Source organism: Sphaerochaeta sp. (assembly GCA_022482495.1).
In the GTDB taxonomy this organism is placed as follows: domain Bacteria; phylum Spirochaetota; class Spirochaetia; order Sphaerochaetales; family Sphaerochaetaceae; genus RUG023.
This window is the reverse complement of the sequence record JAKVPA010000001.1, coordinates 127,473-149,517: the sequence shown is the minus strand read 5'-3', so window position 1 is coordinate 149,517 and position 22,045 is coordinate 127,473. Positions and strand designations below refer to the sequence as shown.

24 protein-coding genes and 1 other RNA gene are annotated in these 22,045 nt (G+C 54.1%); 21 read left to right on the top strand and 4 right to left on the bottom strand.

Annotated elements, in window-relative coordinates; genetic code table 11:
• Position 1: 1 nt before the first annotated feature.
• The 13 genes from LKE28_00725 (at position 2) to LKE28_00665 (ending at position 9,888) form a co-directional block, all read left to right on the top strand.
• Positions 2 to 1,816: an HDIG domain-containing protein gene (locus LKE28_00725; GenBank protein ID MCH3906803.1), complete on the top strand. Its 1,815-nt coding sequence runs from the start codon at positions 2 to 4 to the stop codon at positions 1,814 to 1,816.
• A gap of 19 nt (positions 1,817 to 1,835) precedes the next feature.
• Complete coding sequence (locus tag LKE28_00720; protein MCH3906802.1) at positions 1,836 to 2,303, top strand: hypothetical protein; 468 nt, start codon at positions 1,836 to 1,838, stop codon at positions 2,301 to 2,303.
• Positions 2,300 to 2,779: an rRNA maturation RNase YbeY gene (gene ybeY / locus LKE28_00715; GenBank protein ID MCH3906801.1), complete on the top strand. Its 480-nt coding sequence runs from the start codon at positions 2,300 to 2,302 to the stop codon at positions 2,777 to 2,779. Before LKE28_00720 ends, ybeY begins: the two co-directional genes overlap by 4 nt.
• Positions 2,776 to 3,558 (top strand): hemolysin family protein, encoded by a 783-nt coding sequence (locus LKE28_00710; GenBank protein ID MCH3906800.1) that lies wholly within the window; start codon positions 2,776 to 2,778, stop codon positions 3,556 to 3,558. Before ybeY ends, LKE28_00710 begins: the two co-directional genes overlap by 4 nt.
• Before the next feature lie 96 nt (positions 3,559 to 3,654).
• On the top strand, positions 3,655 to 4,836 hold the full coding sequence (locus LKE28_00705) for a phosphoglycerate kinase (protein MCH3906799.1): 1,182 nt from the start codon (positions 3,655 to 3,657) through the stop codon (positions 4,834 to 4,836).
• Positions 4,836 to 5,588, top strand: a complete 753-nt coding sequence (gene tpiA / locus LKE28_00700) for a triose-phosphate isomerase (protein MCH3906798.1) — start codon at positions 4,836 to 4,838, stop codon at positions 5,586 to 5,588. The genes LKE28_00705 and tpiA overlap by 1 nt, the downstream gene beginning before the upstream one ends.
• A 14-nt stretch (positions 5,589 to 5,602) precedes the next feature.
• The gene (gene secG / locus LKE28_00695; GenBank protein MCH3906797.1) at positions 5,603 to 5,953 is read left to right on the top strand and encodes a preprotein translocase subunit SecG; all 351 of its coding nucleotides are present in this window, start codon (positions 5,603 to 5,605) and stop codon (positions 5,951 to 5,953) included.
• Between the two features lie 65 nt (positions 5,954 to 6,018).
• Complete coding sequence (locus LKE28_00690) at positions 6,019 to 6,441, top strand: hypothetical protein (GenBank protein ID MCH3906796.1); 423 nt, start codon at positions 6,019 to 6,021, stop codon at positions 6,439 to 6,441.
• 16 nt (positions 6,442 to 6,457) lie between these two features.
• Positions 6,458 to 7,498, top strand: coding sequence for a peptidylprolyl isomerase (locus LKE28_00685; protein ID MCH3906795.1), 1,041 nt, complete (start codon positions 6,458 to 6,460; stop codon positions 7,496 to 7,498).
• A 10-nt stretch (positions 7,499 to 7,508) separates the two neighbouring features.
• Complete coding sequence (nusB, locus tag LKE28_00680; protein ID MCH3906794.1) at positions 7,509 to 7,985, top strand: transcription antitermination factor NusB; 477 nt, start codon at positions 7,509 to 7,511, stop codon at positions 7,983 to 7,985.
• Entirely contained in the window at positions 7,954 to 8,715 is a 762-nt protein-coding gene (gene map / locus LKE28_00675) for a type I methionyl aminopeptidase (protein ID MCH3906793.1), read from the top strand. Before nusB ends, map begins: the two co-directional genes overlap by 32 nt.
• A gap of 13 nt (positions 8,716 to 8,728) precedes the next feature.
• Positions 8,729 to 9,346 carry a phosphoribosyltransferase gene (locus LKE28_00670; protein ID MCH3906792.1) on the top strand — a complete coding sequence of 206 codons (618 nt, stop codon included), beginning with the start codon at positions 8,729 to 8,731 and terminating at the stop codon, positions 9,344 to 9,346.
• Positions 9,347 to 9,447: 101 nt separating this feature from the next.
• Entirely contained in the window at positions 9,448 to 9,888 is a 441-nt protein-coding gene (locus LKE28_00665; GenBank protein MCH3906791.1) for a YbaK/EbsC family protein, read from the top strand.
• Between the two features lie 27 nt (positions 9,889 to 9,915).
• Here the strand turns inward: LKE28_00665 and LKE28_00660 are convergent, their stop codons facing one another.
• The 3 genes from LKE28_00660 to LKE28_00650 are packed head-to-tail and all read right to left on the bottom strand — an operon-like array spanning position 9,916 to position 11,743.
• Positions 9,916 to 11,118 (bottom strand): hypothetical protein, encoded by a 1,203-nt coding sequence (locus LKE28_00660; GenBank protein ID MCH3906790.1) that lies wholly within the window; start codon positions 11,116 to 11,118, stop codon positions 9,916 to 9,918.
• Positions 11,115 to 11,564: a hypothetical protein gene (locus LKE28_00655; protein MCH3906789.1), complete on the bottom strand. Its 450-nt coding sequence runs from the start codon at positions 11,562 to 11,564 to the stop codon at positions 11,115 to 11,117. The genes LKE28_00660 and LKE28_00655 overlap by 4 nt, the downstream gene beginning before the upstream one ends.
• The gene (locus tag LKE28_00650; GenBank protein MCH3906788.1) at positions 11,510 to 11,743 is read right to left on the bottom strand and encodes a hypothetical protein; all 234 of its coding nucleotides are present in this window, start codon (positions 11,741 to 11,743) and stop codon (positions 11,510 to 11,512) included. Before LKE28_00650 ends, LKE28_00655 begins: the two co-directional genes overlap by 55 nt.
• Positions 11,744 to 11,862: 119 nt before the next feature.
• Here LKE28_00650 and LKE28_00645 point away from each other — a divergent pair, with 119 nt between their 5' ends.
• From LKE28_00645 to LKE28_00615, 7 genes are all read left to right on the top strand, one after another.
• Positions 11,863 to 12,717: a bifunctional 5,10-methylenetetrahydrofolate dehydrogenase/5,10-methenyltetrahydrofolate cyclohydrolase gene (locus LKE28_00645; GenBank protein MCH3906787.1), complete on the top strand. Its 855-nt coding sequence runs from the start codon at positions 11,863 to 11,865 to the stop codon at positions 12,715 to 12,717.
• Entirely contained in the window at positions 12,714 to 14,000 is a 1,287-nt protein-coding gene (gene miaB / locus LKE28_00640; protein MCH3906786.1) for a tRNA (N6-isopentenyl adenosine(37)-C2)-methylthiotransferase MiaB, read from the top strand. Before LKE28_00645 ends, miaB begins: the two co-directional genes overlap by 4 nt.
• Complete coding sequence (locus LKE28_00635; protein ID MCH3906785.1) at positions 13,993 to 14,805, top strand: NAD-dependent protein deacylase; 813 nt, start codon at positions 13,993 to 13,995, stop codon at positions 14,803 to 14,805. Before miaB ends, LKE28_00635 begins: the two co-directional genes overlap by 8 nt.
• 44 nt (positions 14,806 to 14,849) lie before the next feature.
• Positions 14,850 to 15,227: a transfer-messenger RNA gene (ssrA, locus tag LKE28_00630) on the top strand.
• 147 nt (positions 15,228 to 15,374) lie between these two features.
• A complete protein-coding gene (locus LKE28_00625; protein MCH3906784.1) occupies positions 15,375 to 17,030 on the top strand; it encodes a bifunctional metallophosphatase/5'-nucleotidase in 1,656 nt (551 codons plus the stop codon).
• 105 nt (positions 17,031 to 17,135) lie between these two features.
• A complete protein-coding gene (locus LKE28_00620) occupies positions 17,136 to 18,083 on the top strand; it encodes a carbohydrate kinase family protein (protein ID MCH3906783.1) in 948 nt (315 codons plus the stop codon).
• Positions 18,080 to 19,009 carry a pseudouridine-5'-phosphate glycosidase gene (locus tag LKE28_00615; GenBank protein MCH3906782.1) on the top strand — a complete coding sequence of 310 codons (930 nt, stop codon included), beginning with the start codon at positions 18,080 to 18,082 and terminating at the stop codon, positions 19,007 to 19,009. Before LKE28_00620 ends, LKE28_00615 begins: the two co-directional genes overlap by 4 nt.
• Here LKE28_00615 and LKE28_00610 read toward each other — a convergent pair.
• Entirely contained in the window at positions 18,988 to 20,286 is a 1,299-nt protein-coding gene (locus LKE28_00610) for an aminopeptidase (protein ID MCH3906781.1), read from the bottom strand. The genes LKE28_00615 and LKE28_00610 overlap by 22 nt on opposite strands.
• A gap of 172 nt (positions 20,287 to 20,458) precedes the next feature.
• On the opposite strand from LKE28_00610, the gene LKE28_00605 reads away from it, so the two are divergent.
• Positions 20,459 to 22,024 (top strand): ABC transporter substrate-binding protein, encoded by a 1,566-nt coding sequence (locus LKE28_00605; protein ID MCH3906780.1) that lies wholly within the window; start codon positions 20,459 to 20,461, stop codon positions 22,022 to 22,024.
• The last annotated feature ends 21 nt before the right edge of the window (positions 22,025 to 22,045 follow it).

The window sequence follows — 22,045 nt, the reverse complement described above, 5'->3', positions numbered from 1 at the left end:
GATGAAGAAACGAAGCTACAGGTCAGGATACGGGCCGCAACATGTCACCGCTGGTTTGGTGGTGCTTGTCATCCTGATGCTGGTATGTTCCCAACTTGTCCCGATTCTCCTTTCTTCCGATGCGTCGTTCGCGGCAAGACTTTCGCTGCGCAAGTACAAGGAAGGGGAGTTGTGCGACGAGGACGTATATGCCACCAGTTCATTTGAATTCATTGATGAGGCGAAGACGAAACTTGCCGTAGAGACGGCCAAGAAGAGTGTTCTTCCGGTCTTTTCGTACTCGTTGAACGCGACGCTTCGCTCCACCCGTCGGATGGATCAGTTCATATCGGCGTGGAACACTCCAGAGTCTGCGCCCGAGACCCTCATGGCGATGTTCCGTCAGGAAGGTCTTTCTGACGACAATCAGGTGGTGGATCGATACAGCGCCCTGTCCGTGGAGGATCGGAAGCAGATGTTGCTTGCCGTGCAGGAAACGACACGGTACTTGCTGAACAACGGGGTGGGACGCCAAGGGGACATCGCATCCGTCCTGGGTGAGGGGTATACCAAGATCCTGCTCCAAGGAATGCCCTCCTCGCCACAGGCAAACGCCCTGAAGGAAAAAGTGACGGATGTCTCAGTACTTGCCACCAAGGAAACGTTGGATGCGGATATCGCCCAGTGGGCGAGCACGTATACGGAGTCCATCAAAGGGTTCCAGCTGGTGTTGCTTGAGGATACGGTGCGCATGTTGGTGTCGGAGAACATCCTGTATGATCAGGATGTGACCGAAATGCGCAGGCAGGAAGCGGCGGAGGAAACCCCCAATGTCGTCGTGCGGGTAACCAAGGGTGACCGAATCCTGACCAAGGATACGGTCATCGAAAAGGGGCAGTTGGAACTGCTTCGCCAAATGGCCATGCGCCGCAGCGCCTATACGGTGCGTGAGATTGTGGGACGATGCATCTTCTCGTTGATTGTCACGCTGAGTGCCCTGTTTGTCTTCATGACCTTTATCCCCAAAGAACCTCGACGCTACCAGTATCTGAAGTTTGCCGTCGTGATGGTGATCGCCACCAGCATCGGTTCCTATTTCCTGTACAAACAGGGGTTGGCCAGCGCCTATACGTTCTCTGATTCGTTGATCCCGTATATCTCCGGGCCGTTGTTTGTCTCGTTGGTCAGTGGCAAAAAACGGCTGGGGGCTGTGACGGCGTTTCTGGTGTCGTGTTATACGATGTTGCTCCCTGGCATGAACATCATGACGTTCTTCATCTGCATGATCAACGCCAATATCTGCATCTATTTCCTGCAGCACGCCGACAAGAAGATCGACAATCTGTTCAACTGGATGTATGCCTGTATCGCCTGTCTGTTCACCGAAGTGTCCCTCTCGATGCTGACGGGCAGTTCGTTTGGGGATCTGCTTCCCGTGTTGGGAGCGTTGCTGCTGAACATCACGCTCTCCTTCGCGTTCGTCAGCCTGTTGATCTCCATTTTCGAGAGCCTGTTCAACCTTCCCACCGATTCCCGGTTGGATGAGCTGGCGTTTACGGAGAATCCCTTGCTGGACAAACTGGCGGCGTCAGCGCAAGGCACGTATAATCACAGCCAGAGCGTTTCGGAACTTTCCTATGAGGCGGCGAAAGCCATCGGGGCGAACGCCATGCTCGCCCGGGTCGGTGGGCTGTACCACGATATCGGGAAGATGGATTACCCGGAATACTTCGTGGAGAACCAAGGGGCGGACAACAAGCAGGATGACATCAAGCCAAGCCTTTCGGTGGCCATCATCAAGAGTCATGTGAAGACGGGCATCGAGAAAGGGACGTGAGGCTGGGCTTCCCCAGGAAGTGATCGACATTATCGGAACCCACCAAGGAAACGATGTCATCTATTATTTTTACCGCAAAGCCCAGGATATGGCCGGTGGGGATCCCGATGCCATCAACAAGGCGGATTACAGTTACGACGGAGATATTCCCAACAGCAAGGAAGCTGCCGTGGTGATGATCTGCGACAGTGTCGAAGCGGCAAGCAGGACGGTGAAGAAACCGAGTGAGCAGAAATATGAGAAGCTGGTCAGGGGGATCATCATGACGAAGATCGAGCATGAACAGTTGATCCACAGCCAGTTGTCCCTGACCGATCTGGATATGATCACCCGGGCGCTCACCAAGGCGCTGGTCGGCCGCAATCACCACCGGATCGAGTATCCCACGGAGCAAAAGCCGGAGGAAGTTCCTCTGCAGACCGCACCGCAGGATGCCTCGAAGGCCGAAGAACCTGCCGGATTGGATTCCGGCGAAGGAAAGGAATGATGGAACATGTGATCGACGTCTCGTACCAGAACGAACAGGATGAAGCGGCGGTGCCGCCAGATCTGGTCGAAGGACGGCTTTTGGCCATTCTGGACGCCATTGGGATCAAGGAGAACGTGGAGTTCTCCGTTACGTTCGTGGATGACGAATCCATCAAGGATCTGAACAGAACGTACCGTGACAAAGACGAACCGACGGACATTTTGACCTTCGTGCAGTCCGATGGGGACGTGGCGTTTCCCGACGCCAGAGCTTCTGAGCACGCACGGATGCTGGGGGACATGGTGATCAGCCTGACCAGCATGCGGGCCAATGCAGACCGCTTCGGTGTCAGCCCGGACGAGGAGCTGTATCGGCTTCTGGTCCACGGGGTGCTGCACCTGCTGGGCGGGGATCACAAGACCAATGATCCATCCGAGCCGATGCTCCAAAAGCAGGAAGCGATCCTCCGTGTCCTGCGAGGAGCCGCTTCATGAGTTTTTTCCAACGATTGATGCATCGCCACAAACGTCCTGTTTGCGCCCAGGAACTTGCCGAACAGGAAGAACGCAAGGAACGGCAGACGATGATCGAGGGCATCCAGGATCTGGAGGACAAGACGGTCAAGGAAGTGATGGTCCCCCGGATTGATGTCCAGTTCATTCCGGTGAACATCAGCCACGACGCGTTCATCACCATCATGCAGGAGAGCGGCTTCTCCCGCTATCCCGTCTATGAGAAATCCATCGACAACATCGTTGGCGTGCTGTACGCCAAGGATATCCTGCGAAACGGGGACAACAAGCCGTTTTCCGTCCGTACGTTGATGCGGCCGCCGTATTTCGTGCCGGAATCCAAGCACCTGGATGACCTGCTGCATGAGTTCAAACGCAGAAAGGTCCATATTGCCATCGCCGTGGATGAATACGGCGGAGTCTCCGGCATCATCTGTATGGAGGATATCCTGGAGGTGATCGTCGGGGAGATCCAGGATGAGTTCGACAGCGATGGGCCGGAAGACATACAAAGCAGCGAGGATGGCTCGTTTCTGGTGGATTCCCGCACGCCGATCGACCAGGTCAATGACGAGCTCGGCCTGCATCTGGACGACGAGGAGAACGAGACCATCGGAGGATATGTGTTCGAACTCTTCGGCAAGATTCCCGCCAAAGGGGAAAGCGTCCAGGACGATGAGGCGCGCTATACGGTGATGGGCATCGACGGGCACAAGATCAAGGGGCTCAAAATCGTGCGCAAAGATCAAACCTCTCGTTGACCGTATGGATATGAAACGATATATTGAAAGATATGGAGACTACGGATCGATCATCCGATCCATCCGATACAGAGAAGTACAAAGAGGTATCAAGGTATGAAGCTGAACACAATCAGGGATTACGATTTCAACGGGAAACGTGTTGTCATCCGCGTTGATTTCAACGTGCCGGTGAAAGACGGCGTCGTTACGGACGACACCAGAATCAAAGCCGCGTTGCCGACGATCAACTATTTGCTCGATCATGGTGCAAGCCTGGTCGTGATGAGCCATTTTGGCAGACCAAAAGGGAAGAAGAACCCCGAGTTCTCCATGGCCCCGATCGCCAAGAAATTCCAAGAAGACCTTGGCAAAAAGGTCACCTTGGCCCCGGATGTGATCGGCCCTGAGGTGGAAAAGGAAGTCAAGTCGCTGAAGAAAGGTGACGTCCTGCTTCTGGAGAACGTCCGCTTCTATCCCCAGGAAGAAGCCAATGACCCCGAGTTCGCAAAGACACTCGCCAGCTATGGTGATGTGTATGTGAACGACGCGTTCGGCACGGCCCATCGCGCCCACGCGTCCACTGAGGGAGTCGCCCATTATCTTCCTTCGTTCGCCGGTCTGTTGATCGAGAAAGAGGTGAAGTTCATGGCTCCTCTGTTGGAGAATCCTGAGCATCCGTTCGTCGTCATCATCGGCGGCAGCAAGGTTTCTTCCAAGATCTCCGTGTTGGAGAGCATGCTGAAGACCTGCGATACCATCGTCATCGGCGGCGGTATGGCCTATACGTTCCAGGCGGTGCTTGGACACAAGATCGGCAAGAGCCTGGTGGAGCCTGATTTCTTCGACACCGCCAAGGAGTTCCTTGCCAAGGCGAAAGAGAAGGGCGTCAAGGTCATCCTGCCGGTTGACAACCAATGCGGTGACAGTTTTGACGAGAACACGCCGAAGACTTACATCGATGGCGTGGAGATTCCTGATGACAAGATGGGTATGGATATCGGACCGAAGACCGTCGCTCTGATCAAGGACGCGTTGAAGGACGCCAAGTCCGTCGTATGGAACGGGCCGATGGGCGTGTTCGAGTTCGCCAACTTCGCCCAGGGCACCCAGGAAGTCGCAAAGGCCCTGGCAGAGTGCAAGGGAATCACGGTTGTTGGCGGAGGTGACTCCGTCGCGGCGATCAACAAGTTCCATCTTGCCGACAAGGTTTCCCACGTCTCCACCGGTGGTGGCGCGTCGCTCGAGTTCCTGGAAGGAAAGAACCTTCCTGGTATTGCCGCGCTGGAGAAGAAATGATGAGAACTCCGTATATCGCAGGAAACTGGAAAATGAATCTTACCCCCAGCGAAGGCGCAAAGCTCGCCGGGGAACTTGCCAAGGCCGTCAAGGGGACATCCCACAAGGTGATGATCGCCCCGACGTTCGTCTCACTTCCCGCCGTTGTCGCGGCGGTGAAGGGAAGCAAGATCATCGTTGCAGCCCAGAACATGAACGACCACGAGAGTGGCGCGTTCACCGGGGAAGTCAGCGCCAAGCAGTTGCTTGACCTTGGCGTCCGCACGGTGATTCTTGGGCACAGCGAGCGGCGTCACATCTATGGCGAGTCCAATGAGTTGATCAACCGCAAGGTCCTGTTCGCCCTGCAAAATGGGATGGATGTGGATCTTTGTGTGGGTGAGACCTTGGATGAGCGGGAGAGCGGTAATCTGGAGAAGGTGCTTTCTGACCAGATCACCATCGGACTTTCCGGTGTCACCAAAGAGCAGATGAAGCACATCACCATTGCCTATGAGCCGGTGTGGGCCATTGGTACGGGGAAGACGGCTACTCCTGAGGATGCGGACAACGCCCATGCGTATATCCGTCAATTGGTTGCCAAATGCTACGACGATGCTGTTGCAGAAGAACTGATAATACAGTATGGTGGTTCCGTGAAAGCTTCCAATGTCAAGGCGTTGATGGCAAAGAAGAACATCGACGGCGCCCTTGTGGGTGGTGCGTCATTGTCCGTCGAGCAGTTCCTGCCCATCATCAACTTCGACAAATAACAACGGAGAAAACTATGGGTGTGTTGAGTGTGATTCTGTTGGTTCTCTTTATTATCGTGTGCCTGTTGCTTATCTTCATCGTGGCCATCCAGGATGAGGACAGTCAGGGTCTTGGTGGGATTTTCGGAGGTGCGAGTACCTCGGCTTTCGGATCCCGCGTAGGGTCTGTGGTCAACAAGTTCACGGCAATCCTCGGCGGCGTCTTCATGGTGCTGGCGTTGGTCGTCGCGCTTTTGAACAAGACTCCGTCCCAGGACAAACTGCTGGAGCAGGTGCAGACCAATCAGGTCCAGCAGACGACGGAATGGTGGAATCAGTCTTCTGATGCCGCCGCCGCAAGTGAAACGGCTCCCGCAGCCAACTGAGGGAGTGTCTGCCAGATACCGACCGCATTCGAAGCGGTCGGTATTGTGTTTTGCAAGGATGAAGCATGAGAGTTTGCGTCTTGTATGCGGGTGCAGGTAGTGGTGCGACAGCGTTGAAGCGGATCGCTGAGGCGCTTGCAAAAGGAATCCAGGAAAACGGGAATACCGTCGACCTGTTCGACATGTCGTTGGAGGAAGGTCGGAAGATTTCCTTCTACGATTATGTGGTCATTGGAACGGAAGCAACCACGTTCTTTGGTGGGAAAATACCTTCCACCGTCCAATCATTTCTTCGGAGCGCCGGTACGGTCAGTGGCAAGCGATGTATGGCGTTTGTCCGCAAAAGCGGCATGCGTTCCCAAAAGACATTGTCCACGTTGATGAATGCCATGGAAAACGAAGGCATGTACCTGAGGACCAGCGATGTGTTGCCCAATGAAGCGTACGCTACCGCGACCGGCAAACGTCTGAATGTCGGCAGAGAATAAAAAGGGAGAATTTCTCATGAAACGATTCACAGTTGTCCTATCCATCGTCCTGCTCTCCATGAGCGGATTGTTTGCCGCAGCGATCAACAGCCCAGCGGCTACCGTGTATCTGACCAAAACGACCGTCATCTCGATGGATCAACTGAATGCCAAGGTGAAGAGTTATCAGGATGCGTATACGGCACAGGGGCAGGACCCAACCAAAGTGGATACGATGGACGTGCTCAATACGATGGTCAACGATGAGTTGTTCCGCCAGGGGGCCGCGCGGGACAAGGTGATCATCACCGATTCGATGATCGACCAAGCGTACAACCAGGTGAAAAGCCAGTACAACGCAGCAGGCGCTACGGATGACCAGTTCGTCCAGGTGATCAACCGGACCTACGGTTCCATCCAGGCGTACCGCGACCTGCTTCGCGACCAGCTTCTCGTCCAGCAGTACCTGTTGTCCAAGGAGCCGGACATCATCAACGCGGCGGTGACGGTCACCGATGCGGAAATCCAGACGGCATACCGCAGGAACAAGGCCCAGTTGGTGTTGCCGGAGAACGTGAAGATCAGCCACATTTACATTCCGTTTGACAAGGACAGCGCCAAGGACGCCCAGAACAAAGCGACGTTGGAGCAGGTGGCCAAGAAGCTGAAGGCTGGTTCCCTTTCCTTTGAGCAGGCTGTCACCCAGTACAGCCAGGATACGGACAGCAAGGACAAGGCGGGGGACATCGGTTGGCTTACCGTAGACAACACCCAGGCGTTGCAGTCCCTCGGACAGACATTCGTCGATACGGCGTTCTCCACCCCGGTGGGTTCGACCAGTGATGTGGTGGTGAGTAATTCCGGTTACCATATCATCAAGATTCTGGCCCACAATGACGCAAAGATTCTGGCGCTGGACGACAAGACCGGACCGGATACCACCCAGACGGTACGTGAATACCTGAAGGCGCAGCTGCAAAGCACCAAACAACAGGAAAACTACCAGAAGGCGATCAACGCGTTGCTTGCCGATCTGCACAAGCAGGCGACGATCAAGATTCTGTATTCCAACAAATAGGAGTGTTTGCATGAAGACGCGTCATAAGGCGAGAGAGCTTGCCTTGCAGACATTGTACGCGATGGATTTCAACCACACGTTGGACAAGGACCACATCCCCGCCACTTTGGCGGGGATGACCGATGAGGAATACAACGCGTTGGAAGAAGAGGTGAAGGTGTTCAGCAAGTATCTGGTAGCCGGTACGGTGGAGAACCTTGCCGAGATCGATCAGTTGATCGGACAGTTCTCTCTGAACCGGCCGGTGGACAAGATTGATGTGGTTGACCGGAACATCCTGCGCCTTTCCGTGTTTTGTTTCTTGTATGACAAAGGCATCCACCCCCATGTGGTCATTGACGAGGCGGTGAAACTTAGTCAGGATTTTTCCACGGACGTGACCTATAAGTTCATCAACGGTATTCTTGATTCGATGAGCAAGAAGTTGCATCTTGGGGATGAGAAGGATAGTACAAATGATTCAGTTGAAGACAGAGGAACAGATTGACGGCATCCGCAAGAGCTGCCATCTTGTCGCTTGGTTGATGGAAGAGGTGGGGAAGTTCCTCAAACCGGGGATCACCACCCATGACATCGACACATTTTGTTATGATTTCACCATCGCTCATGGAGCGAAACCGGCGTATCTGAATTTCGAAGGATTCCCTGCGACGGCATGCGTTTCCGTCAATGAGGAGATCATCCATGGAATCCCCAGCAAGGAAAAGCGAATCAAAGAAGGCGATCTGGTTGACCTGGATCTTGGCACCAACCTGAACGGATATTATTCCGATATGTCCCGGACGTTCGTCATCGGTGGCAAGACGGATCCCAAATGGCAGAAACTCAACGACGTGACCGCCGAATGCCTTCAGCTTGGCATGGAAGCGGCGGGAAGACCGCACGCCCGTATCCAGGACATTGGCGAAGCGGTGTTCAAGCACGCTGACGCCTATCATTTCGGTGTGGTCCGTGATTACTGCGGACATGGTGTCGGTCTTGCCGTGCATGAGGATCCGGAAATCCCCAACTATACCTCTCCGATGATGCCCAATCCGAGGATCAAGGAAGGGATGGTGCTTGCCATCGAACCGATGATCAACCTGGGGACGAAGAACATCCGCACCATGCCCAACGGCTGGACGGTAGTGACGGCTGACGGCCTTCCTTCCTCCCACTGGGAGAATACGGTGGCCATCACGAAGAACGGACTTGAGATTCTTACGGTGACCGATTGATACGGAGGGATGTATGGAAAAAGAATTCATCAGCGGCGATATGATCAGGGACAACGCGTTGAAGCTTGTCCATCACATGTACAAGGATGATGGATTCGTTCCGGATGTCATTTACGCAAGCCTGCGTGGCGGCGCGTACATGGCCAACGTCTTTTCCGAGTATTACAAGATGGTGCGGCTCCGGGAGCATGGAAGACCGGTCTTCTATGCCGCCGTGGTCGCACGCAGTTATGGCTTCCTCCGTGACCAGACCAAAGTGATGGTCGATGGCTGGACCTATTCCCCGAAGTTCCTCCGCACCGGGGACAAAGTACTCCTGGTGGATGATATCTTCGATACCGGCAAGACGGTCAACGCATTGGGGACGATCATCATGGAACGGGGAATCCCCCGGAGTGATCTGAAGATCGCCGTGTATGATTACAAGGTTCCGGAATACAAGAAAGAGGAAGCGCTTCCCATCCAGCCGGATTACTACTGCAGAAAACATATCATCAACTCTCCTGAAGAAGATCGTTGGATCCATTACAACTGTCATGAATTCATCGGACTGACCAAGGAGGAGATCGATACCCACTACAGCGACCCGGAAGTCCGGGCAATCCTCCACGAAGTTCGTGGAGATACGTGATCAAGGCCCCGATATGGGGCTTCTTTTTTAGGGAAGGGAAATCATGTCTTTGGAATCAGTGAAAAGCGTATCTTGCCACCTATGGCCTTGCAGACAAGGTGATGGTGGAACGACAGACCACGGCAACGGTGGAGGAAGCGGCACAAGCCCTTGGTGTGGTACCCGGAAGAATCGCCAAGACGATGGCGTTCCACGGTCCCAGCGAAGAAACCGTCATCATGATCGTCGCCGCCGGGGACGTGAAGATATCCAACGGTCCGTTCAAACGGCAGTTTGGCCTCAAGGCCCGAATGCTGGATAATGAAACCTGTGAACGACTTACCGGCCATCATCCTGGTGGGGTTTGTCCGTTTGACCTGGATCATCATCCGGTCGAAGTCTGGCTGGACGCATCTCTTAAACGATTCTCCACCGTGTATCCTGCATGCGGAAGTAGTGATTCCTGTATTGAACTCACCATTGCCCAGCTTGAGGAAACCAGCAAGGCAAAAGGGTGGGTGGATGTGTGCAAACTCCCTGAATCCATCCAACAAGAAACCTGAAGCTACTGTCGTTCAGCCTACAGGCTCCTAAAAAATGTATTCCTCAAAGTCAGAAGTTGACCCGTTTCCGGTGGTAATGGAAGTCACACTATCATGGTTGATCGTGATATCTACCATACCGGATTCATTGGTCGCGACAAGCAGTTTGCTTTTTCTACTACTACTTGTACTGGTTTTATAGGCGGAGGTTATCAAATCCTTTGATATATTTTGAGCATATCCATACCTGACCGTCGTAGAAGAGAAACTGGCTACTCCATCCTCAAAGGAATATACGACGAGGGCTGAATTTTTCGTAGAACGTTTGGTAATAAGATAGTTGGTATTGTTTGCGTAAATGTGATACATGAATGCGGCGTTTGGTTCATACGAATAACCAAGTGAATTACAATACGTGAACGTTGGTGTATCAGAAGTTTGCGCAGTATAGAGTCTTCCACCCGTTGTAATTGCATACAAAGTTTTAGCTGCATCTGCATCTGCATGGCCAATCGTAAAACCAGCAAGTTGGTATGAAGTCAGATCTCCTCTGATCAGGGTTGCGGTACCGGTTTTAAAGTCAATAAGATAATACGAATACGCATAATCGGTACTGCCGTTACTGTCATACGTATTTGCGAAAGATAAAATGCCGTATGTAGGATCTGCCTCTGCGGTTGGAGTGTAGAGATTATCCACACCATAAGACGAAGAGAGATCAATGCTTACCGATTTAAATGTAAATGACGATCCGTTGTATGAACAGGAATAATAGATGGTAAACGTATTCGTATTATCATCTTTTTTCGATCTCACAAGAAGAGAGCCGTTATTATATAACGCAATGATTTCTCGTGGTGTTGTATCAGAAGAAAAATCAGTAATTTGTTGTTGGGTTACCGTTTCTTCCGAAAGTCCTATAAAATGAACGATGCCATTCTGAAGATCATCCGGATTGTTTGTAATATACATGATGTACTTGGTGGAATCACCTATAAGAGCGCTTCCCTGGACAATATTATTCTGGGAGTTTGCAACCAGTTGCTCTTCACTTCCTCCACCACTTACATTGCGGTAGATTCCTGAGTTGAGTTGGTAATATACAGAGTTATTCACGACACCAATGATGTTCCGGTATACCTTGTCAACCTTTTCTGTGGAGTTGGCGACATCCGTCAAAATACGACCATCACATGCAGTGAACAGAGAGGCTGCGAGAAGAAATATCATGGGAAATAGGTACTTTTTCATCTTTCTCCTCCTATCCGGTATGAGACAGAAAGGACGATGGGAACCATTCCCAACAGTGCGTTGTAATCTCTGTCTTCTTTCTTGTAGTTCAATTCCGGGATCAACCAGAATCCTGAGTGAATGCCGATGCCCCAGTTCTCCGTAATGTAGTAGACGAACCCGACATCGACATTGAAGAACAGCGTCATCAAGGACTGGTCCTCACCGAATTTCATATAACTGATGCCTGCTCCCAACGAGAGGGGAAGGTCAAATTTGCCTTGGATGGGATAGTAGGTGACCTTGAAGGTCAACGGAACAACAGAGAACAGAACCTCGCCGATGGTATAATTGAAATTGTATCCAAGCTCTCCACCAAGAGAGAGGGAAGAAGTGGTGAACCCTTCGAAACTCAACCCAAAATCACCACCGGCAAACAATTTGGTCGCTTGATCACCGCTTCCCATACCATAATACCATTGGAATTCATTGGCGGATTCGTTGGGAAATAGATGAACGTCGGAAGTGTCGTTCCTCCTTTGAAGGAGAAGATCATGCTTCCCGTCTTGTATTCCTTCGCTTCGGCGAACAGCGAGGAGGGGATGAAGAGACAGGCGAGAGTGATGGCGAGCAGTTTCTTTTTCACAGGATACCTCATATGCCCAGATGCTCTTAACATTACTCATTAACCGGGGAAATGACAACTGTTTGCTTGCGTGTGACGGTGTATTTGGGATAGTGTATGTGAAGGACAGGAGAAGCCAGATGCAGTTGCTCACCGGGAAAGAAGTAGCCGAACATGTCTATGAAGAGATCAAGCGGGGATTGGCCGAACATCCCGGCCTGATGCCCACGCTGGCCGTCATTCTTGTCGGTGATGATCCTGCCAGCGAAACGTATGTGGCGAGCAAACGGAAGATGTGCGAGAAACTGGGCTTCGGACATCTGGACTACCATCTTCCTCCCACCACCACGATGGAGGAACTCCTTCGTCTGGTGGAAACGCTGAACCACAATGATGCCGTCGATGGTATTCTGGTGCAGAGTCCGTTGCCCCGTGGATTGGATGAAAACAAGGTCATTGAAGCCATCGATCCTGAAAAGGACGTGGACGGATTCCATCCGGTCAACGTCGGCCGTACGTTGATCGGCATACCGTCGTTGATCAGCTGCACGCCGTATGGCGTATTGGAAATGCTGGACTATTATCATATTCCCACCCAAGGCAAACATGTGGTGATCATCGGACGGAGCAACATCGTCGGAAAACCCCTGGCATCCCTGTTGATCCAGAAAGGACGGGACGCTACGGTGACGGTCTGCCATTCCCGTACCCAGGATCTTCCTTCTTTGACGCGTACCGCCGACATTCTGATGGTGGCCGTGGGAAAAGCGGGATTCGTCACTCCGGATATGGTCAAAGACGGAGCGGTGGTGTTTGACATCGGCATCAACCGGGTTGACGATCCTCTGGCAAGGAAAGGATACCGGGTGGTCGGGGACGTGGATTTCGACGCCGTGGCGCCGAAATGCCAGGCCATCACACCGGTTCCCGGTGGCGTTGGGGTGATGACCATCGCCATGCTGATGCACAACACGCTGCAGGCGGCCCTGTCATGATGCGACGATTTTGGCTGGAATCCTACGGTTGCCAGATGAACATGGCGGAGAGCAACGCCATCCAGACCCGTCTGGAAGCGGCGGGTCTTTCCCCAGCCGATGGCTTGGAAGATGCCGACATCGCCATCATCAACACCTGCTCGGTACGAAAGAGTGCCGAGGATCGGATTTATGGCCGCCTTGGTTATTTTGAGCATGTGAAGAAACAGAACCGGAACCTGAAGATCGTGGTGACGGGATGCATGGCCCAACGGCTTTTGGATGAACTGAAGAAGGAATGCCCCCAGGTGGATTACGTCGTCCCGGTCAACGACAAAGGACGGATCGTCGATATCGCCACCGGCGGGGAGTTGGAACACAGCGAAACGTATCATTTTGATCTGCTGTCCTACCAGGAAGGGGAAATCTCCAGTTTCGTTCCCATCATGAACGGATGCAACAACTTCTGCACGTACTGCATCGTACCGTACGTACGGGGCCGGGAAGTATCCCGTCCGGTGGAAGAGATTCTTGAGGAGATCCGTTTTTTGGACGGAAAGGGAGTTCGGGAGATCACGCTGCTGGGACAGAACGTCAACAGCTATGTGGATGGGGATGTGCGGTTCCCCCAACTGCTTGGGATGATCGCCCGGGAGTGTCATGCCATCCGGTGGATCCGCTTCGACAGTCCCCATCCCAAGGATTTCTCCGACGAATTGATTCAAGTGATCGCCACGGAACCCAAGGTGGCCAAGCACATCCATATTCCGTTGCAGAGTGGTTCTTCCAAGGTGCTTCGCCTGATGAACCGGCACTACACCAAGGAACAATTCCTTGATTTGATTGGGAAGATGCGCTCTTTCATTCCCGGCGTCACGTTCGCCGTGGATGTGATGGTCGGTTTCCCCCAGGAAACGGAGGAGGATTTCCACGAAACCTTGGGGGTCCTCTCCCAGATGCGCGCTACCGAACCTTTCATGTACTACTATAATGAACGGGAAGGGACCCGGGCCGTGAGCATGGACGGGAAGATTGATGAAGAGACCAAAGGGCGACGGCTTTCCGAGTTGATCGCTTTCCAGACGGAGATCGTCCGGGAAGAGAAAAAGAAGCGCGTCGGCTCCGTCGCCGAAGTGTTGGTGGGGCAGGTGAGCAAACAGGACCAGGGGATGATGCTCTGCCACAGTGAGCATAACGAGATGGTGGTTGTCCCGACGAGAGCGCCGGTCGGTACGTTGCTGACGGTACGGTTGTCCGGACTGAAGGGAAATACGTTTACCGGAGAAGAGGTGCAAAATGGGTGAGTTTCGTGAACAGGAAGATCTGTTTCGTCCGAAGATCGAGAAGCTGGAGAGCATGATAGCCGGCGCCCGAAGACTGTGCGCTTTCACCGGAGCGGGAGTCTCCACCTTGTCGGGCATACCGGATTTCCGCGGTGCCCACGGCGTGTATACCGACCCGTGGCATGGAATGGACGTGGAAGACATTATTTCCATTGATTTCTTCTTCCGCCGTCCTGATATCTTCTACCAATGGGCCAAGGACGTGTGGTACAAGGTTGACCAGTACCAACCGACCATCGTCCATACGACGCTTGCCGCCATGGAACAGAAAGGATATCTCCGGGCGTTGTTCACCCAGAACATCGACATGCTCCATGAACGGGCCGGGAGCAAGAACGTCTACGACGTCCATGGTTCCATCGCCCATCATCACTGCACCAACTGCGGGCAGGCGTACGGATACCGTGAGATCGCCGACAAGGTGCTGAAAGGGGAAGTGCCCCACTGTGACCGTTGCCATGCGGTGATCAAACCGGACATCGTGTTCTACGGGGAATCGTTGGACAGCTTCGTGCTGGAGAAAGCGTACGAGGAGTTCACCCATACCGACCTGTGCCTTGTGCTTGGTTCTTCTTTGACGGTCCAGCCTGCCGCGTCGTTTCCGTACTACGCCACACGCCAGGGAGCTCCCCTTGTGATCGTCAACGCCCAGCCGACGGCCCAGGATGGCGCCGCTGACCTTCGGTTCAACGATCTTGAGCAGGTGTTCACCGAACTCTCTACGTGGCTGCAGAAGCAACCGACGAGGAAACTGGACCTCGATTGACGGTATTGGTGTTTTTGGGTATATTGACAGTGCCTCGAGTGATCGGGGGTGTATTGGTTTCGACAGGCGGTAGATCAGGCCAGTGACCGCATGCAGAGCGCCAACTCTTGAAACTAGCAAAAACATTATCTGCCAAGAAAGAAGACGAGTTCGTCTCCGACGAAGCAGTACTTGCCCTCGCTGCGTAACAGCACGGTGACAAGCAGGCCCGGTTGCTGCAGCTCATAAGCGCCGGATACTTGTAAAAACAGGAGCTTACCTGGAGGAACGCCTGTGGCCTTTGGGGACAATCAAGCAGGATAGGACGTCCGGACGCGTGCCGCCGGGCATAAGGATGTCTGAACATCAAACCGACAGCTAAGCATGTAGACGCCATTGGGTGGCACGTTTGGACCGGGGTCCGAATCCCCGCACCTCCATACCCCCCTACAGAACGACCCTTCCGGATTCCGGGAGGGTCGTTTTGATATTTTCCATATACAGAACGTTCTTGCCTTTCCCATATCGTTTTCTCACATGGAATTTCCAGGTGTGATACACTGAGTTCAGAATCACACAGGGAGGTGTGTATGAAACGACGAAGAGTGCTTGGTGTGTTGTTGGTCGTATTCCTGACGATCACGGCGCTGTTTGCCCAGGGCAACTATGAACCGGGCAAAGATCTGGTGGTGCTGTACACCAATGACGTCCACTGCGGGGTGAGTGAAGACCTCGGCTATGAAGGCTTGGTGGCGGTGAAGAATGCGGAGTTGCAGAAAACCCCATATGTCGTTCTGGTGGATGCCGGTGACGCCATCCAGGGAGAGGAGATGGGCTCGGTCTCAAAAGGCGAGTATCCCGTCGAAATCATGAACAAGGCCGGCTACGCGTTCGGCGCCATCGGCAACCATGAGTTCGACTACGGTATGGATCGGCTTTCCCAGTTGATCGACATGGCTGACATCCAGTACCTTGCGTGCAACATCGCCTATACGGGAACAAAGCCCAATCCGCTTGCCAAAGTGAAACCCTACGCGATTGAGACGTATGGCGACAAGAAGGTGGCGTTCATCGGCGTTTCCACGCCGGAGAGCATCGCCAAGTCCACGCCCACCTATTTCCAGGAAGATGGAAAGTTTGTCTTCAACTTCTCTGGCGCGGATCCCGAGCAGTTCTATGCCGTGGTGCAGAAGAACGTCGACGAGGTGCGCAGCCAGGGCGTTGACTATGTCATCTTGCTGGCCCACCTGGGCATCGACGAATCCTCCGCGCCGTTCCGGTCCATCGATCTGATCCAGCACACCAGCGGCATCGACGTGGTGCTGGACGGTCATTCCCATTCGGTGATCCCGTGTGACGTGTACAAGAACAAGGATGGCGGCAACGTGCTGCTTTCCTCCACCGGGACGAAGCTGAACAACATCGGGAAACTGGTCATCACCAGCGGCGGGGACATCACCACCTCGTTGATCGGCGAGTATCCGGACAAGGATCCCGAGATGGCCGCGTTCGTCAAGGAGATCAAGGGCAAGTACGAAGCGGCGTTGAGCCAGGTGATCGGGTTCACCGATGTCGATCTGAACATCGCCGGCGCCAACGGGCTTCGCTTGGTGCGCAACCGCGAGACCAACCTTGGTGACTTGTGCGCCGACGCCTACCGCAAGGTGGCGAACGCCGATATCGCGTTCGTCAACGGTGGTGGCATTCGGGCGAAGATTTCCGCCGGGGACATCACCTATGGTTCGTTGATCAAAGTGCATCCGTACGGCAATACGCTGACCATGGTGGAAGCGAAAGGCTCGGAGATCCTTGACGCGTTGGAACTGGGAAGCCGTGCCACGCAGATCAAGGCGGAAGACGGTGAGAAATCCCTCGGTGAAGTGGGAGGATTCCTCCAGGTATCCGGCTTGAAGTACACCATTGATACGTCGGTTCCTTCTTCCGTCAAACTTGACGGCAACGGGATGTTCGTCGGTGTGGAAGGGGCGCGCAGGGTCAAGGACGTGATGGTCCTGAACGGTGATGCGTGGGAGCCCATCGATCCGGAGAAGACGTACAAGCTGGCGTCGCACAACTATTTGATCAAAGACGCCGGTGACGGCTACACGATGTTCAAGGACAACAAGCTGTTGATCAACGAAGGCATGCTTGACTACCAGGTGTTGATCACCTACGTGGTGGATTCGCTGGGCGGAAAAGTCGGTGACGCGTACAAGGATCCGCAGGGACGGATCACCGTCATCTGATCGTTTCCTCTCTCTTTGTTTGCAAGGCCTTTCTCCTGTGGGGAAGGGCCTTGTTTTTTCATGAACCCCATTGGAAAGAACAAGCAAACCGGGTACACTTTACCTATGGATCCATACGTCGTTGTGGTCGGTGGGACCAATCAGGATATCTGCGGAAAAAGCACGAAGCCATTGGTGTGCCGAGACTCAAATCCCGGAACCGTCTGGGCAACCCTCGGCGGAGTCGGGCACAACATCGCGCTGAACATGGCGAAACTGGGGCTTTCCGTGTTCTTCATTACGGCTGTCGGTGATGATGACGCGGGGCGGGCTGTCCTCACGGAAGCGGACCAATGCGGACTTCACATGGTGTTGCCTCCGTTTCATGGCGCCTCCACCGGACGGTACGTCTACCTCTGTGGTCCGGACGGAAACATGGAGCTTGCCGTCAATGACATGCAGGCCACTACGTTGCTTACGCCCCAGTCTCTTGCTCCGTGCGAGCGCCTGGTGCGTGATGCGTCCCTGGTGGTGTCGGAGGCGAATCTCCAACCGGAAACCCTTCGGTATGTGGGTGGCATCTGCGACCGGTTGGTCGTCGATCCTGTATCGACGATCAAAATGGGACGGCTGGAGGGGATGTGGGACCGGATATCGGTGTTCAAGCCAAATCGTCTGGAAGCGGAAATGCTTTCCCATGTTTCCATCGACAGCCCGGAGAACTTGAACAAAGCCTGCACCGCATTGCTTGCCTTAGGCATGAAAAGCGTCGTGGTGTCGTTGGGCGAGGATGGCGCGTGTTATGCGGATTCCAAACGATTCATCCGCTTGCCCGTGATAATGGGAAACGACGTGGTGGACACCACGGGATGCGGGGACGCATTTGTCGCCGGATTCTGTTTCGGTCTGATGGAGAAAGGAATCGATTCGGTGCGGTATGCCCTTGCGTCGGCGTTGGGCGCTTCTTCGATCACGGCAGCGTGCGAAGAGACGGTCAATCCTCATTTGGATCGGAATGCCTTGATCGACGTGTTGGATGCACATACAACCTATTGGGAAGGAGCAATGATATGAACGAGTATCTGAAGATTACCGAAGAAGTGAAAGATGCGTTGGCCACCAACAAGCCGGTGGTGGCGCTGGAAAGCACCATCATCAGCCATGGCATGCCGTATCCGAAGAACGTGGAGACGGCGAAGCGGGTGGAAGCGACCATCCGGAAGGAAGGCGCGGTTCCCGCGACCATCGCAATCATCGGTGGAAAACTCAACGTCGGACTTTCGGCGGATGAACTGGAATACTTTGGGAAGAAGGGGACCGCCATCACCAAGGCGAGCAGACGGGACATCCCGTACCTGTGCGCTCGGAAAGAAGATGGCGCAACCACCGTCGCGGCGACGATGGCCATCGCGCACCTCGCCGGCATCCAGGTGTTCGCCACCGGAGGGATCGGAGGGGTGCACAGAGGCGTGGCGGAAACGATGGACATCTCCGCCGATCTTGAGGAACTGTCCCGCACCCCGGTGATGGTTGTCTGCGCCGGAGCCAAGGCGATCCTTGATCTCCCCCGGACAATGGAATATCTGGAAACCAAAGGGGTGGCCGTCATCGGCTATCAAACGGAGGAACTGCCTGCCTTCTATACCCGGCAGAGCGGGCTGAAGGTGACGCTCCGTTCCGATACCGCGGTGGACATCGCCTCCATCTGGCGTGCCAAACGGATGATCGACCCGGAGCGTGGCCTTTTGGTGACCAACCCGATCCCCGAAGAAGCCAGCATGGATCCTGCATATATTTCCAAGGAGATCGACCTGGCCATCGCCGAGATGAAACGGCAGGGCATCAAAGGAAAAGAGACCACTCCGTACCTGCTTGAGACGATCCAGAAACTTACCGGAGGCGCAAGCCTGGAAGCCAACATCACGCTGGTGCTGAACAACGCGGTGCTGGCTGCCAACATCGCCAAGGAAATCGTCCGTCAGGATGCGAAGAAAGCCTGATACAATCCGGTGGTGCTCATCAGGTCGAACTTCGAGCTGAGTTCGAACGGTGAGTGCATGCCGAGGAGCGCCGGTCCGGCGTCGATGCAGTCAAGTCCGTACCGTGAGAGGAACGGAGAGATCGTACCGCCGCCACCGACACCCAGTTTGGCAAGCGCCCCGGTCTGCCATGCGATGTGGTTTTGGTCGAGCAGTGTCCGGATCACATGGGCGTATTCCGCTCTGGCCTCGTTGGCCCGGAATTTTCCTGATCCCGCCGCTCCGTTCTTTTCCACCACGACGCCTTTGCCAAGGTCAGCGTGGTTGGTCTCGTCAAACTTCTCCGGGAAGTTGGGATCAAAGGCGGTGGTGACGTCTGCGGAGATCGCCTGGGCGTTCTCCAGTAGGTCGTCCGCCTGGAATTTCTGCTCGGTGAACAACGCGCTGTAGCGCCTGAGGAAGTTGCGGAGCGCAAAGCTCTGCGCTGACGTGTCACCGGTGGACGCCACTTCTTCCTTGTCCACGAACCAGGAGAGGGCGGTATGCCGTGGTTCGCTTGTCGCGAGCAATGCGGAGAGGGAAGTGAACGCGCAGATCCGGTCATCCTGACCGTAGGCTCCGATCAATGCGTGGTCGAAGCCGACATCCATCGGTTCGTTCTTGGGAAGCAGGCAGAGATCGGCGACGGCGAAGTCTTCCTTTTCGATGCCATACGCCTCCTTGAGAAGACCATACACTTTTTCTTCCACCGAAGACTGGCTGTCCGAACCATCCAGACAACCGCCAATGGCATTCAGCTGGGAGACGGCGAATCCTTCGGACATCGGCTGTTTCAGTTGGTCCCTGCTGATGTGCGGTGGAATGTCGGCGATGGAGAACGCCGTGTCCTTCAGATCCACAGGAAGCTCGGTTCCGTCCTTCAAAATGACAAGCCCGTACAGCCCAAGGGGCGTGTTGACCCACTGGTACGGTTTGATCCACCCGTAGTCGTGCAGGGAAAGCATCAGAAGGTTTCCTTTCCCATACAACGGGTTGGCTTTCAGATCCAGTTTGGGGGAATCGATGTGGCTTCCCACCAGACGGATCTTGTCCGGTTCCTTCCCGACAATGGCGGCGAAGACCGTCTTGCCTTTGATCACCTCATATACCTTGTCGCCATCCGAAAGGGAAGAAGAGCGGTTCATCAGCGAGAAACCGTTCTTTTCCAGAGCGGCGATAATGGTACGAACGCAGAGCCGTTCCGTTTGGGATTGGCTGAGAAATCCTTTGTATGATGCAGAGAGATCTTGAATATTCATGTATGCCTCTTCGATATGTATACAACTTTTTGCATAAATATTACAAGAAAGTATTGTAAAAAAAGTTGAGAAGAGTTACATAGTAAGGAAAAGTTTTTTACAGGACTGTTTTGTAGGGAAGGAACAGAACGTGCAATCTTGCCGGGAAACGGCAGAATGAGGAGAATGTGGTATGAAGAAAACATCGTTGGTGTTGGTTTTGCTTCTCTCACTGGCTACCGTTGGGTTCGCCCAAGGTGCGTCGGAGAAGAAGGCCACGTCTGCGGCTTCGGGAAGCCCGAAGATTTCCGACATCCTGGTGGTCGGACGTCTCAACGACGCTGCGTATCTGGATCCCAACGCCCCAAGTGTCGGTGGCGCGGAAGTGAACGTCACCCAACAGATCTACGAAGGGTTGGTGACGGTCAGTGATGACGGTACCTCGATCATTCCGTGCCTCGCGTCTGACTGGACGATCAGTGACGACGGATTGACCTATACGTTCAATCTGGTGCCAGGGGTGAAATTCTCTGACGGAACGCCGGTCACTGGTGCGGATTGGGAATGGTCCCTGCTTCGCGCACGGGATCTGGAAACCAGCGCCTATCGCTTCATCGCCGAGGCCATCGACACCGTCAAGGCGACGGACAGCCAGGTGGTCATCACGCTGAAGTATCCGTGGGCCCCGTTCTTGGCCGACCTTGCCTGCTTCAACATGGTGGTCGGATCCAAAGCGCATTACGACGCGCTGGGCGAGGATGCCTATCTGAACAATCCGCTTGGTACCGGTCCGTACATGCTGAAAGAATGGAAGAAAGAGAACTACATCCTTCTGGAAGCCAACCCGTACTATCGACAGGCGGGATATCCCAAGACAAAACAGCTGAAGTTCCAGATCATCAGTGATGACAACACCCGGATGATGCAGCTGCAGGCCGGACAGGTGGATGTGTGCGGAGACGTGCCGTTTACCCTGGTACAGCCGATGAAGAACGAGAAGAACATCACCATCCAGGTGTTCCCCTCCACGCAGATCCGCTATCTGATCCTGAATACCACCAAGGCTCCGTTTGACGACATCCGTGTCCGCCAGGCGCTGGTCCATGGCATCGACAAACAGGAGATTTCCGACCTTGTCGCCGGAGAATTTGGTGCTCCGGTCGCCGCGTTGGTATCCGAAGCGGAAGGGAAGTGGTTCAACGGAGATCTGAAGGTTGCCGCGTATGAACCGGAAGTGAGCAAGAAACTGCTCGCCGATGCCGGTTACACCTCGCCGGTTCCGTTCACCATCAGCATCCGTTCCGGCTCGGCCATCTACGAGCAGATCGCGACGCTTCTGAAGAGCCAGCTGGACAAAGCGGGATTTGATGTGACCATCGAAGAGCTGGAGCGAGCCTCTATCTCTGCCAAGTACAGCAGCCTGTCCCATCAGGCGACGATCCTGCAGTGGGTTGATGACATCACCGATCCCTCGGGCCTCACCGGTTGGACGGTGGATTACGACCAGAGCAACGCCTGGTACACCGGTCTGAAGGATGAGGAGCTGGACGCGCTGAACGTCGCCGCAAGCCGTGAGCTGGATGAGACAAAGCGTATCGCGATGTATCATGAGATCCAACAACGGGTCGCTGACAACGCCAATGTCATTCCGCTGTTCCGCAACGGGTTTGCCTACGCGTATGACAAGAATGTGGAAGGACTGTATGTCAGTCCGTTCTCCGTCGTGTCGTACAAGAATGTCGTCAAGTACGTGAAGTAATGTTTCTGGCGGGATGCGGCT

What these genes read in the sequence shown, in the direction of transcription:
- LKE28_00725 (MCH3906803.1), top strand. Translation starts at nt 2, where the DNA reads ATGAAGAAACGAAGCTACAGGTCAGGATACGGGCCGCAACATGTCACC.
- LKE28_00670 (MCH3906792.1), top strand. Translation starts at nt 8,729, where the DNA reads ATGGAAAAAGAATTCATCAGCGGCGATATGATCAGGGACAACGCGTTG.
- tpiA (MCH3906798.1), top strand. Translation starts at nt 4,836, where the DNA reads ATGAGAACTCCGTATATCGCAGGAAACTGGAAAATGAATCTTACCCCC.
- map (MCH3906793.1), top strand. Translation starts at nt 7,954, where the DNA reads ATGATTCAGTTGAAGACAGAGGAACAGATTGACGGCATCCGCAAGAGC.
- secG (MCH3906797.1), top strand. Translation starts at nt 5,603, where the DNA reads ATGGGTGTGTTGAGTGTGATTCTGTTGGTTCTCTTTATTATCGTGTGC.
- LKE28_00685 (MCH3906795.1), top strand. Translation starts at nt 6,458, where the DNA reads ATGAAACGATTCACAGTTGTCCTATCCATCGTCCTGCTCTCCATGAGC.
- LKE28_00710 (MCH3906800.1), top strand. Translation starts at nt 2,776, where the DNA reads ATGAGTTTTTTCCAACGATTGATGCATCGCCACAAACGTCCTGTTTGC.
- LKE28_00660 (MCH3906790.1), bottom strand. Translation starts at nt 11,118, where the DNA reads ATGAAAAAGTACCTATTTCCCATGATATTTCTTCTCGCAGCCTCTCTG.
- LKE28_00705 (MCH3906799.1), top strand. Translation starts at nt 3,655, where the DNA reads ATGAAGCTGAACACAATCAGGGATTACGATTTCAACGGGAAACGTGTT.
- LKE28_00645 (MCH3906787.1), top strand. Translation starts at nt 11,863, where the DNA reads ATGCAGTTGCTCACCGGGAAAGAAGTAGCCGAACATGTCTATGAAGAG.
- LKE28_00615 (MCH3906782.1), top strand. Translation starts at nt 18,080, where the DNA reads ATGAACGAGTATCTGAAGATTACCGAAGAAGTGAAAGATGCGTTGGCC.
- miaB (MCH3906786.1), top strand. Translation starts at nt 12,714, where the DNA reads ATGATGCGACGATTTTGGCTGGAATCCTACGGTTGCCAGATGAACATG.
- LKE28_00610 (MCH3906781.1), bottom strand. Translation starts at nt 20,286, where the DNA reads ATGAATATTCAAGATCTCTCTGCATCATACAAAGGATTTCTCAGCCAA.
- LKE28_00620 (MCH3906783.1), top strand. Translation starts at nt 17,136, where the DNA reads ATGGATCCATACGTCGTTGTGGTCGGTGGGACCAATCAGGATATCTGC.
- nusB (MCH3906794.1), top strand. Translation starts at nt 7,509, where the DNA reads ATGAAGACGCGTCATAAGGCGAGAGAGCTTGCCTTGCAGACATTGTAC.
- LKE28_00665 (MCH3906791.1), top strand. Translation starts at nt 9,448, where the DNA reads ATGGTGGAACGACAGACCACGGCAACGGTGGAGGAAGCGGCACAAGCC.
- ybeY (MCH3906801.1), top strand. Translation starts at nt 2,300, where the DNA reads ATGATGGAACATGTGATCGACGTCTCGTACCAGAACGAACAGGATGAA.
- LKE28_00605 (MCH3906780.1), top strand. Translation starts at nt 20,459, where the DNA reads ATGAAGAAAACATCGTTGGTGTTGGTTTTGCTTCTCTCACTGGCTACC.
- LKE28_00625 (MCH3906784.1), top strand. Translation starts at nt 15,375, where the DNA reads ATGAAACGACGAAGAGTGCTTGGTGTGTTGTTGGTCGTATTCCTGACG.
- LKE28_00635 (MCH3906785.1), top strand. Translation starts at nt 13,993, where the DNA reads ATGGGTGAGTTTCGTGAACAGGAAGATCTGTTTCGTCCGAAGATCGAG.
- LKE28_00655 (MCH3906789.1), bottom strand. Translation starts at nt 11,564, where the DNA reads ATGGGAAGCGGTGATCAAGCGACCAAATTGTTTGCCGGTGGTGATTTT.
- LKE28_00690 (MCH3906796.1), top strand. Translation starts at nt 6,019, where the DNA reads ATGAGAGTTTGCGTCTTGTATGCGGGTGCAGGTAGTGGTGCGACAGCG.